Below are 11,796 nucleotides of genomic sequence, written 5' to 3' on the forward strand. Positions count from 1 at the left end.
ACCCCCCGAGCGAGAGGGAGTCCGATGGCGAAGCGCGGCAACAAGAAGCGGGCCCGCAAGAAGAAGAAGGCGAACCACGGCAAGCGGCCGAACGCCTAGACCGTGACACGCGGCGGGGCTCCGGGATCGGACTCCCGGGGCCCCGCCGCGTTCGGCTCACGGCGCCGTGCGACCCGGGCCGCACGGCGCACGGCCGACGCCACGGCGCGCGCGATGCACGACATGTGGCCCGCGGCTGGCGGCTGGCGGGCCCACGTCCGCACGGCGCACAGCCGACGCCTTACCGCGCGCGATGCACGACATGTGGCCCGCGGCTCGCGGCTCCCGGGCCCACGTCCGCACGGCGCACGGCCGACGCCTCGGCGCGCGCCGTGCACGGCTCGCGACTCGCGCCTTGCCGGCCCACGGCCGCACGGCACACAGCCCGCAGCCGTCGGCCCGCAGCCACAGCCCCGCAGGTCAGCAGCTGTGCCGGTCCCTCGCCGGGTCGTACAGGTGGCTGTCGCGGAATTCCGAGGCCGCCAGGGTGCGGCCGACGAGGATGACGGCCGTCTTCGTGATGCCGGCCGCCTTCGTCTGGGCGGCGATGTCGTCGAGGGTGCCCCGCAGGACGAGTTCGTCGGGGCGGCTGGCCATCGCGACGACGGCGGCCGGGCAGTCGGCGCCGTAGTGCGGGACGAGTTCGGCGACGACCCGGTCGACGTAGCGGGCGGCCAGGTGGAGGACGAGCAGGGCGCCGCTGCGGCCGAGGGTGGCCAGGTCCTCCCCCTCGGGCATGGGCGTGGCCTGCTGCGCGATCCGGGTGAGGATGACGGTCTGGCCGACCGTGGGGACGGTCAGCTCCCGCTTCAGCGCGGCCGCGGCCGCGGCGAACGCCGGGACGCCCGGCACGACCTCGTACGGGATGCCCAGCGCGTCGAGACGCCGCATCTGCTCCGCCATCGCGCTGAAGACGGACGGGTCGCCGGAGTGGAGGCGGGCCACGTCCTGGCCCGCCTCGTGGGCGGCGGCGATCTCGGTGACGATCCGGTCCAGGTCGAGGTCGGCCGTGTCGACCAGGCGCGTGTCGGGGCCGCACTCGGCGAGCAGTTCGGTGGGGACGAGCGAACCGGCGTACAGGCAGACCCCGCAGGCCGCGAGGGTCCGCGCGCCGCGCAGGGTGATCAGGTCGGCCGCGCCCGGGCCCGCGCCGATGAAGTAGACGGTCATGCTCGTTCTCCTGGTTTGGTGACGGACCACTGCGTGACCGGCATCGCCTGGCGCCAGCCGGTGAAGCCGCCGACGGGGACGGCGGAGGCGACGGCGAGCCGGATCAGCTCGCCGCCGTGGCGGCGGTAGCGGTCGGCGAGCAGCGCTTCGGACTCCAGCGTCACGGTGTTGGCGACGAGCCGGCCGCCGGCGGGCAGCGCGTCCCAGCAGGCGTCGAGGAGGCCGGGGGCGGTGAGGCCGCCGCCGATGAAGACCGCGTCGGGCGTGGGCAGGCCGGTGAGGGCGGCGGGGGCCGGGCCGGTGACGACGCGCAGGCCGGGGACGCCGAGGGCGTCGGCGTTGCGCCCGATGCGCGCCGCACGCTCGGGGGACTTCTCGACGGTGATCGCCCGGCAGGAGCGGTGGGTCCGCATCCATTCGACGCCGATGGAGCCGGAGCCGCCGCCGATGTCCCAGAGGAGTTCGCCGGGGGCGGGGGCGAGTGCGGCGAGCGTGGCGGCGCGTACGTACCGCTTGGTGAGCTGTCCGTCGTGCTCGTACGCCTCGTCGGGCAGTCCGGGCACGGCGCCGAGCCGGAGGGTGCCCGGGTCGCGTACGCAGTCGAGCGCGAGGACGTGGAGGGCGTCGGTCCGCTCGTGGGGCCAGTCGGCGGCGGTCGCGTCGAGGAGCCGCTCGTGCTCTCCGCCGAGCTGTTCCAGGACGCGGATCCGGGTGCCGCCCCAGCCGGTGTCGCGGAGGAGCGCCGCGACCTGGGCGGGCGTGCCGGGGCCTTCCCCGAGGACGAGGAGCCGGCGTCCGGGGTGGAGGGCGGCGGAGAGGGCGGCGAGGGGCCGGGCGACGAGGGAGAGGGTCTCGGTGCTCTCCAGGGGCCAGCCGAGGCGGGCGCAGGCGTACGAGACGGAGGAGGGGTGGGGGTGGACGCGGAGGCGGTCGGCGCCGACGGTCTCGGCGAGGGTGCGGCCGATGCCGTAGAAGGACGGGTCGCCGCTGGCGAGGACGGCGATCGTCCGGCCCTGGTGGGCGGCGAGCAGGCCGGGGACGGCGGGCCGGAGCGGGGAGGGCCAGGTGATGCGCTCGCCGGGGCAGGCCTCGCCGGGGAGCAGGTCGAGCTGGCGGGGGGCGCCGATCAGGACCTCGGCGGCGCCGAGGACCCGGCGGGAGGTCTCGGGGAGTCCGTCCCAGCCGTCCGCGCCGATTCCGACGACCGCTATCGCACCGTTCACGTCGGGGACTCTACGTGAGGCCTGGTGGGGGCTCGGAACAGAGGAGGGGGTCTCGGAATAGAGGAGGGGGTCGCACCGTTGGACGAGATGGTTTAAGGTTCAACCAACACCAGCGAGACGCAGGAACGCGAGAGGTGAGCACGATGCAGTTCGGGATCTTCACCGTCGGTGACGTGACGACCGACCCCACCACCGGCCGCACCCCCACCGAGCACGAGCGGATCAAGAACACCGTCGCCATCGCGCTCAAGGCCGAGGAGGTCGGGCTCGACGTCTTCGCGACCGGCGAACACCACAACCCGCCGTTCGTGCCGTCCTCCCCCACCACCCTCCTCGGGCACATCGCCGCCCGCACGGAGAACCTGATCCTGTCCACGTCCACGACCCTCATCACCACCAACGACCCGGTGAAGATCGCCGAGGACTACGCGACGCTCCAGCACCTCGCCGACGGCCGCGTGGACCTGATGATGGGCCGCGGCAACACCGGCCCGGTCTACCCGTGGTTCGGACAGGACATCCGCCAGGGCATCCCGCTCGCCATCGAGCACTACGCGCTCCTCCACAGGCTGTGGAGGGAGGACGTGGTCGACTGGGAGGGCAAGTTCCGCTCCGCGCTCCAGGGCTTCACCTCCACCCCGCGCCCGCTCGACGGCGTCCCGCCGTTCGTCTGGCACGGCTCCATCCGTTCCCCTGAGATCGCCGAGCAGGCCGCGTACTACGGCGACGGCTTCTTCGCCAACCACATCTTCTGGCCCAAGCAGCACACCGAGAAGATGGTCCGCCTCTACCGGCAGCGGTACGCCCACTACGGCCACGGCACCCCCGAACAGGCCATCGTCGGCCTCGGCGGCCAGGTGTTCATGCGCAAGAACTCCCAGGACGCGGTACGGGACTTCCGCCCCTACTTCGACAACGCGCCCGTCTACGGCCACGGCCCGTCCCTGGAGGAGTTCTCCCGCGAGACGCCGCTGACCGTCGGCTCGCCGCAGGAGGTCATCGAGCGCACCCTGTCCTTCCGCGACTACGTGGGCGACTACCAGCGCCAGCTGTTCCTCGTCGACCACGCCGGACTGCCCCTCAAGACGGTCCTGGAGCAGCTCGACATCCTCGGCGAGGAGGTCGTCCCGGTCCTGCGCAAGGAGTTCGAGAGCCTGCGCCCCGCCGGCGTCCCCACCACCGCCCCGCTCCACCCCGCCGTCCTCACCCGGGAGGTCTGACGCCATGCAGACGCTGAAGCTGGTCGCGGTCTCCGCCGGACTCAGCTCCCCCTCCTCCACCCGGCTGCTCACCGACCGGCTCCTCCGGGCCGCCCGGTACCGGCTCGCCGAGCAGGAGTACGCGGTCGACGTCCAGGTCGTCGAACTGCGCGACCTGGCCGTCGACATCGCGAAGAACTTCGTGACCGGCTTCCCCTCCGGGCAGCTGCGGGAAGCGATCGACGCGGTGACCGGCGCCGACGGGGTCGTCGCCGTGACCCCCGTGTTCACCGCCTCGTACAGCGGCCTGTTCAAGTCGTTCTTCGACCTGATCGACCCGGCGGCGCTCGCCGGCACGCCGGTCCTCCTCGGGGCGACCGGCGGCACCGCCCGCCACTCCCTCGTCCTCGACCACGCCCTGCGGCCGCTCTTCGCCTATCTGCGGGCCCTCGTCGCACCGACCGCCGTCTACGCGGCCTCGGAGGACTGGGGTTCGGGCGCCGACCAGGCCGCCCCCGCGGGCCACGGGGACGGTCTGTCGTCCCGGATCGACCGGGCCGGGCGCGAGTTCGCGGACATGGTCGCCGCCCGGCCGGGCAGGCGGGACGACGAGGACGAGATCGTCCCCTTCGAACGCCAACTCGCCGACCTGCGCCTCGACTGACGGCAAGCCGGGCGGGCGCCCCCTTCGGCGCCCCGCCCGTCCCGGCACCACTGTCCGTCGGCGGCTGGCGCCCCCGCCCGTCCCGGGGCCAGCGCCCGTCGGCGGGTGACGCCCCCGTCCGGGGCCCCGCCCGTCCCGGCGCCCGCTACCCGTCGGCGGGCACGACGTCGGCCACCACGCAGGCCACGTTGTCCGGGCCGCCCAGCTCCCGCGCCAGCGCCACCAGGGCCTCGGCCGCGTCGTCCGGGGTGCCGCCCGCGGCGAGCGCCCGCCGGATCTCCTCGGCCGGCGCCACCGCCGAAAGCCCGTCCGTGCAGAGCAGATACCGGTCCCCGGGCCGCGCCTCGTGCACCCCGAGCTCCGGCTCGGGCGGCACCTCCCCGCCGTCCAGGGCCTTGAGCAGCACCGCGCGGTCGGGGCGCTCGGCCGCCTCGGCCGGGTCCAGTTCGCCGGCGTCGACCAGCGCCTGGACCACGGTGTGGTCGCGGGTGAGCCGGACCAGTACACCGTCCCGCAGCAGGTACGCCCGCGAGTCCCCCAGGTGGGCGAGCACCAGCCGGCCGCCCGTCCACAGGGCGGCGGTCAGGGTCGTGCCCGAGTCCGCCAGACCGGTCACCGCCCCGTCGGCCGCCCGCACCGCGTCCTCCAGGGCGTTGAGCACGTCCCCGGTCCGCGCGGGGGGCTCCGGCGCCGGTACGGATCCCAGCGCGCCGACCACCGCCCGCGCGGCCGCCTCCCCTTCCGGTCCGTACCCGTCGGCGACGGCGAGCAGGCGCGGCCCCGCCAGGGCCGCGTCCTGCTGGGAGGGGCGTACCAGACCACGATCGAGGCGCACGGCGGTCCACAACGCGAGGGCGGGCGGGGCGAGCCCCCTCCCGGAGTCCGTTTCCGAGGACGTCCCGAAGGCCGTCCCGAAGCCCTGCCCAGAGGAAGTCCCGGAGTCCGTCCCCGAGGCCGCCCCGGAGGCCTCCCCCGAAGTCGTCCTGGATGCCGCTCCCGAGGCCGTCCCCGATGTCGTCTCGAAGCTCATGTCGGCGGGTCCCTTCAGCCGGTCCACCAGGGAGACCGCCAGGCCCCGGCGCGCCGCCGTCTCCGACTCGACCCGCGCCCAGTACGCGCGGATCGCCCGGGCCGCGCCCGCCGGATCCGTCCCGTACAGGTCGCAGACCCGCCCGACCTCGGCGAGCGGCATGCCGATCCGCCGCAGCCAGGCCACCAACCGGGCCCGTTCGACCTGCTCATCGGTGTAGTACCGGTAGCCGGTGAACGGGTCCACGCGGGCGGGCGGCAGCAGACCGAGCTCGTCGTAGCGGCGCAGCGCCTTGGCGGAGAGCCGGGTGGCGCGGGCGAAGTCCCCGATCGTCAGCATCGGCGTCGGCATGGACCCGGTGTCGCGCACGGCTCTCTCCTCCCCGTGCCGGGCTCCCTGCCCGGCACGCCGATGGTGGGCCTTCCCCACGAGGGAAGGTCAACGCGGAGGGCGTACACGGCACATCCGGCGCTACTTGCGGTTGTACAGCCTCATCGTCACCGCGCCGAAGACCACCACCAGGACGGCCGACCATCCCAGCGTCCAGGCGATGTCCGCCGCCGGCCAGTTCCCGGCCATCAACTCGCGGACGGCCGTGGCCAGATGGGTCACCGGGCTGTTGTTGACGAAGGCCTGGAGCCAGCCCGGCATCGTCCTCGGGTCGACGAAGACGTTGGACAGGAACGTCAGCGGGAAGATCACCATCATGCTGACGCCCATGACGGACTTCTCGCTGCGCAGCATCAGCCCGAACATGGTCCAGATCCACGAGAACGCGAACGAGAAGACGATCAGCAGCGCCACCCCGAGCAGCACGCCGACCAGCCCGCCGTCCGGCCGGTAGCCGATGAGCACACCGACCGTCAGCATCACGGCCGAGGCGATCAGATAGCGCACGACGTCGCCGAGGAGATAGCCGACCATCGGCGCGGGACGCCAGATCGGCAGCGTGCGGAAGCGGTCGAAGACGCCCTTCTCGATGTCGGTGTTGACGGAGATCCCGGTGTACATCGTGATCATCACGACGCTCATCACGAGGATGCCCGGCAGCAGGAACTGGATGTACTCCGAGACCGAGCCGGCCAGCGCGCCCCCGAAGAGGTACGTGTACATCAGCACCATCATGATCGGGAACGCCGTCACGTCGAACAGCTGCTCCGGCACGTGCTTGATCTTGAGCATGGCCCGCCAGCCGAAGGTCAGCGACGCGGACAGCGCGCTGGGACGCGGGGGCCGTGACTGCCCGACGAGCAGCGCCGCCAGTTCGTCCGCCTTCGGGGCGACGAACTCGAGGGCGTCGGTCGACTGCGTGTCCTTGCCGGTGGTGACGGTGGTCATGCCGTCGGTCCCTTCCGGTCGGTGGGGGTGCCCTCGCCCAAGCCGTCCGTGGGCCCGTCCGCGAGCGTCTCCGCGGGGCGGTCCGTCAGCGCCAGGAACACCTCGTCGAGGCTGGGCTGGCCGAGGGCGAAGTTGTCGACGGTGATCCCGGCCCGCGCCAGCTCCGCCAGGGCCCGCGCGGCCTGTTCGGCGGCGCCGAGGTCCGTCCCGTGGCCGTTGACGGTGGCGGTGAGCGCGACCGGGTCGGGTTCGAGCGTGACGGCCGCCTTCAGCGCGCCCTGGAGGACCCGCTCGGCGTCCGGCCGCTGCTCGGGGTCCCGGAGCCGTACGTGCACGGAACCCGAGCCGACGGAGGCCTTCAGCTCGCCCTTCGTGCCCTCCGCGATCACCTTGCCGTGGTCGATCACGGCGATGCGGGAGGCCAGCTGGTCCGCCTCGTCCAGGTACTGGGTGGTCAGCAGGACGGTGGTGCCCTGGGCGACGACGGCGCGGACGATGTCCCAGACCTGGTTGCGGCTGCGCGGGTCGAGGCCGGTCGTGGGCTCGTCGAGGAACAGCAGGTCGGGGGTGTTGAGGATGGACGCGGCGATGTCGATACGGCGCCGCATGCCGCCCGAGTAGTTCTTGATCTGCCGGTCGGCGGCGTCCGCGAGCCCGAACGCGGCGAGCAGCTGCGCGGACCGGTCGCGGGCGGCGGCCCGCGTGTGGCCGAGCAGCCGGCCGAGCAGGACCAGGTTCTCGGTGCCGGTCAGGTCCTCGTCGACGGAGGCGTACTGGCCGGTGAGGCTCACCCGGCCGCGTACGGTGTCGGCGTCCCCGACGACGTCCTTCCCGAAGACGCGGGCCCGGCCGCCGTCGGGGCGGAGCAGGGTGGCGAGCATCTTCACCGCGGTGGTCTTCCCGGCGCCGTTGGGCCCGAGGACGCCGTAGACGGTCCCGGCGGGGACGCGCAGGTCGATGCCGTCGACGGCGCGGTTCGTGCCGAAGACCTTGACCAGGCCCTCGGTCTCGATGGCGAGGTCGGTCATACCGTTTCCCCTCGGGGTCCGGGACAGTACCTGCCTGCCAGTCTCCGTCACCCGTGCGCGGATCGCCAGAGCGGCGGACCCGGCCTCCCCCGCCCGGTGGAGGCGGACCGCCCGCCGGGGCGACGCCCCGGGGCGGGGGCCGGCGGGACGCTGGGCGCATGATGAGAACCAAGGCGCTTCCCGACGTGTCCCGCTGGGCCGTCCTCGCCGCTCACGCGGTCCCCCTGATCACCCTTCCGTCCGGCCTGTGGCGCCTCGCGCTCGTCGCCGGTCTCCCCGTCACGCAGGACGCCGAACTCGGCGCGCTCGGCGTGGGCGAGACCGTGTACGTCGTGTCCCTCAGCGTGGTCTCCGAGCTGCTCGCCCTCCTCACCCTGGGGCTCGTCCGGTCCTGGGGCGAGGTCTTCCCGCTGTGGCTGCCGTTCCTCGGCGGGCGGCGGGTGAACCCGGCGGCCGCGACGGGCGCGGCCCTCGCCGGCGCGGCGGGGCTGTGCGCCATCGCGGCCTGGGGCGTGTACGCCTCGTACGCGGATCTGGGCCCCGGCATCCCGGCCACCGCGGCCCAGAACGCCCTGCTGATCGCCTGCTACGCGCCGCTTGGCGCCTGGCCTGTGCTGCTCGTCGCCGTGGCGGTCGCCTACCACCGGCGGCGCCGCCACGGCGAGGGGCGCGGAGGCCGGGCGGGTCAGTACGGCGTGGGTCGTCCGACGGCGTCCTCGTGGGTGTAGAAGCTGTAGAAGGCACCCACCGTGTTGAGCCCGGCGACGACCAGGCCGAGACCGCTCGACGACAGGATGCTGGCGCCGGACAGGCTGAAGAGGAAGCCGACCGCGATGCCCGAGAGCGCCCCCCAGGCGGCCGCCCGCAGCTCGCGGCGCAGGGCGCGGCCGTGGCGGTGGAGGGTGTGGATGCTGACGGCGAGGACGGCGGCCGAGATGAGGCCGAGCCACAGCTGCCCCAGGGTGACGGGGCCGCCCTGACGGGCCACGGTGGGCGCCCAGAGGCCGTAGAGGACACCGATGGTGACCGGGAGTCCCCAGCCGTGCGTGCTGATCCGGCGCCGGGCAGGTACCGCTGCGTGTGCGGCCATGGCAGGAGCTCCTTCGGGTCTCGCCCCCCTGGTTCCCGCACCCTCCAGGGCACACCCCGGCCCGGCGCCCCGCAAGTGGATCAGGCGACGGGCCGGGCGGCGACGGCGTCGATCTCGAAGAGCATCCCGGGCAGGGCGAGCGCCGCGACCCCGCTGAGGGTCTGGGCGGGCAGCCGCTCGCCGAAGTGGGCGTGCAGGGCCTTGCCGAGCACCTCCAGCTTGGCCAGGTCGTGCTCGACGACGTACGAGCCGAGACGCACGACGTGCTCCAGGCCGAGGCCGACGCCCTCCAGGGCGTGCCGCAGGTTCGTCAGGGACAGCTCGACCTGGGCGGCGAAATCGCCGGGGACGGGGGCGCCGGTGGCGTCGGAGGCGTACTGGCCGCCGATGAAGACGAGTTCGCCGGGCGCGGACACGGCGTGGCTGTAGCCGAAGGGGGTGGGGTCGTGGAGCGTGTCGGGGTTGGTGATGACCCGCTGGTCGGCGGAGTCCTGCGTGGCGGGAGTGGTGGGTGCGGTCATGGTCGATCGTTCCTTCCGGAGAGCGCGGCCACCGGGCAGGCGGCCGGGGTGAGTCCGGCGCCCGCGAGGAGCACCGAGGTGAGGGAGTACGCGTCGACCCACGCCAGGCCGCCGACGAGGTCCGCGAGGAGGCCGCCGAGCGCGACGGCGAGGACGGCGGGCCGCCCGACACCGGCGGCGCGGCTCCGACGCTCCCGGTCCCCGCCGTCAGCCGTGCCCGGTCAGCCGTCCGCGGTCAGGCCCCCTCCGCCGCGAGCCCCGCCAGCCGGGCGAGGGCCTCGTCGAGGACGGCGTGCGGCGGGGAGGCGAGACCGACCCGGATCGCGTCCGGAGCCGTACCCGACCCCACGGCGAAGGCACCGCCCGGGGTGACCGCCACGCCCGCGCGTGCGGCGGCCGCCGCCGTGAAGGTCTCCGCCCGCCAGGGCGCGGGCAGCTCCCACCAGCAGTAGTACGCGTACGGAGAGGCCCGCACGGTGTGCCCGTCGAGCCTCCGCAGGACCAGGGCGTGCCGGGCCGCCGCGTCGGCCCGCTTCGCCGTGACCGCCTCGGCGACCGTGCCGTCCCCGGCCCAGCGGGTGGCGGCGGCGAGCCCGAGACCGCCCGCCGTCCAGGCGCCGGAGCGCAGGGCCTCCGCGACCGCCGCGCGGAGCGGCCCCGGCACCACGAGGTAGCCGACGGTCAGGCCGGGGGCGAGCCGCTTGGAGAGGCTGTCGACGAGGAGGACCCGCTCGGGGGCGTGCGCGGCGAGCGGGGCGGGCGCGTCGGGCACGAGGAAGGCCCAGGTGGTGTCCTCGACGGCCGTGAGGTCCAGGCTCCGCAACAGCTCGGCCAGTTCGGTCCTGCGTGCGGGCCCGGCGGTCGAGGACAGCGGGTTGTGGAGGGTCGGCTGGAGGTAGACGGCGGCCAGCGGCGCCGCGCGGTGCGCCGCCGCGAGAGCCTCGGGCCGCACCCCCTCGGCGTCGAGGGCGAGCGGTACCAGCCGGATGCCGAGCCGCTCCGCCACCGCCTTCACCAGCGGGTACGTGAGCGCCTCGACGCCCAGGCGGCCGCCGGGCGGCACGAGCGTGGAGAGCGCGGCGGCGATGGCCTGGCGCCCGTTCCCGGCGAAGAGCACGCTCTCGGGGTCCGGTGCCCAGCCCGGCCGGGCGAGCACGGCCGCCGCCGCGGCGCGGGCCTCCGGGGTGCCGGTGGCGGCGGCGGGCCGGGAGACCGCTTCGGCCAGGACGTCGGGCCGGCCGAGGGCCGCGAGGGCGCGGGCCATCAGCTCCGACTGGCCTTCGAAGCCGGGGTAGTTGAGCTGGAGGTCGACGGGCGCGGCACCGGTGGCCTCGGCGAGCGCGGGTCCCGGCAGCGGCGGCGCGGCCCGGACGAAGGTGCCGCGGCCGACCTCCCCGACGACCAGGCCCCGGCGCGCGAGCTCCCCGTACACCCGGATCGCCGTCGAGTTCGCGATCCCGTGGCGCCGGGCGAAGACCCGCTGCGGCGGCAGCCGGTCGCCGGGCCGCAGCCGCCCGTCGCGCACGGCCGCTTCGACGCGGTCCGCGATCCTGCGGTACTCCTCCACGGCCGCCCCTCCCCTCTTGCACCGAGAGCAAAGATCTTATTGCACCGAGCAGTTGGCGCTGCCTAGCCTGCGGACATGCCCGTCTCCACGACCGTCCACACCGCGGCCCTCCCCACCGAGACCTTCTACGAGGACCGGGGCACCGGCCCCGCGCTCCTCCTCGTCCACGGCCACCCCTTCGACCACACCATGTGGCAGCCGCAGATCGACCGCTTCTCCCGCACGCACCGGGTCATCGCCCCGGACCTGCGCGGCTACGGCGCCACACCCCTCGGCACCCACCAGGCCCCCACGCGCCGCCCCGACGCCACCGCCCCCCGCTCCCTCGGTCTCGACGTCTTCGCGGAGGACCTCGTCGCGCTCCTCGACGCCCTGGAGATCGACGACTGCGTCCTCGCCGGCCTCTCCATGGGCGGCCAGATCGCCATGGAGCTGTACCGCCGCCACCCCGGACGCGTCCGGGGCCTCGTCCTCGCCGACACCTTCCCCGCCGCCGAGACCGAGGAGGGCAGGAAGGCCCGGAACGCCATGGCCGACCGGCTCCTGCGGGAGGGCATGCGCGGATACGCCGACGAGGTCCTGGACCGGATGGTCGCCCCGTACAACACCCACGCCGCACCCCACGTCCACCGCATGATGTGCGCCACCGACCCCGTCGCCGCGGCCGCCGCCCTGCGCGGCCGGGCCGAACGCGCCGACCACCGGCACACGCTCACCACCGTCGCCGTGCCCGCGCTCGTCGTCGTCGGCCGGGACGACTCGTACACCCCGGTCGCCGACGCGGAGGAGATGCACGCACTCCTGCCCCACGCCACCCTCGCCGTCATCGACCGGGCCGCGCATCTGCCCAACCTGGAGCGGCCCGAGGAGTTCGACGCCGTACTGGAGAGCTACCTCCGCTCACTCGTACGGACCAGTTGAAGGTTC

The 11,796-nt window shown here is 74.6% G+C and carries 13 protein-coding genes; 5 read left to right on the top strand and 8 right to left on the bottom strand.

Translation table 11 applies throughout. The annotated features are described in order from the left end of the window. Positions 1–24 precede the first annotated feature (24 nt). Entirely contained in the window at positions 25–99 is a 75-nt protein-coding gene (locus tag AMK29_RS37895; protein WP_099895366.1) for a 50S ribosomal protein bL37, read from the top strand. A gap of 360 nt (positions 100–459) precedes the next feature. Here the strand turns inward: AMK29_RS37895 and cobM are convergent, their stop codons facing one another. After that, positions 460–1,209, bottom strand: coding sequence for a precorrin-4 C(11)-methyltransferase (gene cobM / locus AMK29_RS11465; protein WP_073811384.1), 750 nt, complete (start codon positions 1,207–1,209; stop codon positions 460–462). Then, complete coding sequence (gene cbiE / locus AMK29_RS11470) at positions 1,206–2,432, bottom strand: precorrin-6y C5,15-methyltransferase (decarboxylating) subunit CbiE (protein WP_073811386.1); 1,227 nt, start codon at positions 2,430–2,432, stop codon at positions 1,206–1,208. Before cbiE ends, cobM begins: the two co-directional genes overlap by 4 nt. Before the next feature lie 143 nt (positions 2,433–2,575). On the opposite strand from cbiE, the gene AMK29_RS11475 reads away from it, so the two are divergent. Next, positions 2,576–3,652 carry an LLM class flavin-dependent oxidoreductase gene (locus AMK29_RS11475; protein WP_073812155.1) on the top strand — a complete coding sequence of 359 codons (1,077 nt, stop codon included), beginning with the start codon at positions 2,576–2,578 and terminating at the stop codon, positions 3,650–3,652. A 4-nt stretch (positions 3,653–3,656) separates the two neighbouring features. Further along, entirely contained in the window at positions 3,657–4,295 is a 639-nt protein-coding gene (locus AMK29_RS11480) for an FMN reductase (RefSeq protein ID WP_073811388.1), read from the top strand. Positions 4,296–4,440: 145 nt separating this feature from the next. Here the strand turns inward: AMK29_RS11480 and AMK29_RS11485 are convergent, their stop codons facing one another. The 3 genes from AMK29_RS11485 to AMK29_RS11495 all read right to left on the bottom strand — a co-directional run bounded on the left by AMK29_RS11485 (position 4,441) and on the right by AMK29_RS11495 (position 7,691). Further along, a complete protein-coding gene (locus AMK29_RS11485; RefSeq protein WP_241845332.1) occupies positions 4,441–5,676 on the bottom strand; it encodes a MerR family transcriptional regulator in 1,236 nt (411 codons plus the stop codon). A 120-nt stretch (positions 5,677–5,796) separates the two neighbouring features. Next, positions 5,797–6,663 (bottom strand): ABC transporter permease, encoded by an 867-nt coding sequence (locus AMK29_RS11490; protein WP_073811390.1) that lies wholly within the window; start codon positions 6,661–6,663, stop codon positions 5,797–5,799. After that, on the bottom strand, positions 6,660–7,691 hold the full coding sequence (locus AMK29_RS11495) for an ATP-binding cassette domain-containing protein (protein WP_073811392.1): 1,032 nt from the start codon (positions 7,689–7,691) through the stop codon (positions 6,660–6,662). The genes AMK29_RS11490 and AMK29_RS11495 overlap by 4 nt, the downstream gene beginning before the upstream one ends. 158 nt (positions 7,692–7,849) lie before the next feature. On the opposite strand from AMK29_RS11495, the gene AMK29_RS11500 reads away from it, so the two are divergent. After that, on the top strand, positions 7,850–8,419 hold the full coding sequence (locus AMK29_RS11500) for a hypothetical protein (RefSeq protein ID WP_073811394.1): 570 nt from the start codon (positions 7,850–7,852) through the stop codon (positions 8,417–8,419). Here the strand turns inward: AMK29_RS11500 and AMK29_RS11505 are convergent. From AMK29_RS11505 to AMK29_RS11515, 3 genes are all read right to left on the bottom strand, one after another. Further along, entirely contained in the window at positions 8,377–8,781 is a 405-nt protein-coding gene (locus tag AMK29_RS11505) for a hypothetical protein (protein WP_073811396.1), read from the bottom strand. The two genes, AMK29_RS11500 and AMK29_RS11505, sit on opposite strands and share 43 nt — an antisense overlap. A gap of 80 nt (positions 8,782–8,861) precedes the next feature. Further along, positions 8,862–9,302, bottom strand: coding sequence for a RidA family protein (locus AMK29_RS11510; protein ID WP_073811398.1), 441 nt, complete (start codon positions 9,300–9,302; stop codon positions 8,862–8,864). 235 nt (positions 9,303–9,537) lie between these two features. Further along, positions 9,538–10,869 (bottom strand): aminotransferase-like domain-containing protein, encoded by a 1,332-nt coding sequence (locus tag AMK29_RS11515; RefSeq protein WP_073811400.1) that lies wholly within the window; start codon positions 10,867–10,869, stop codon positions 9,538–9,540. 75 nt (positions 10,870–10,944) lie between these two features. Between AMK29_RS11515 and AMK29_RS11520 the strand changes: the two genes are divergently transcribed. Next, positions 10,945–11,790 carry an alpha/beta fold hydrolase gene (locus tag AMK29_RS11520; protein WP_073811401.1) on the top strand — a complete coding sequence of 282 codons (846 nt, stop codon included), beginning with the start codon at positions 10,945–10,947 and terminating at the stop codon, positions 11,788–11,790. Positions 11,791–11,796: the final 6 nt, after the last annotated feature.

Origin of the sequence: Streptomyces sp. CB02261 (assembly GCF_001905665.1) — a bacterium.
Classification (GTDB): Bacteria; Actinomycetota; Actinomycetes; order Streptomycetales; family Streptomycetaceae; genus Streptomyces.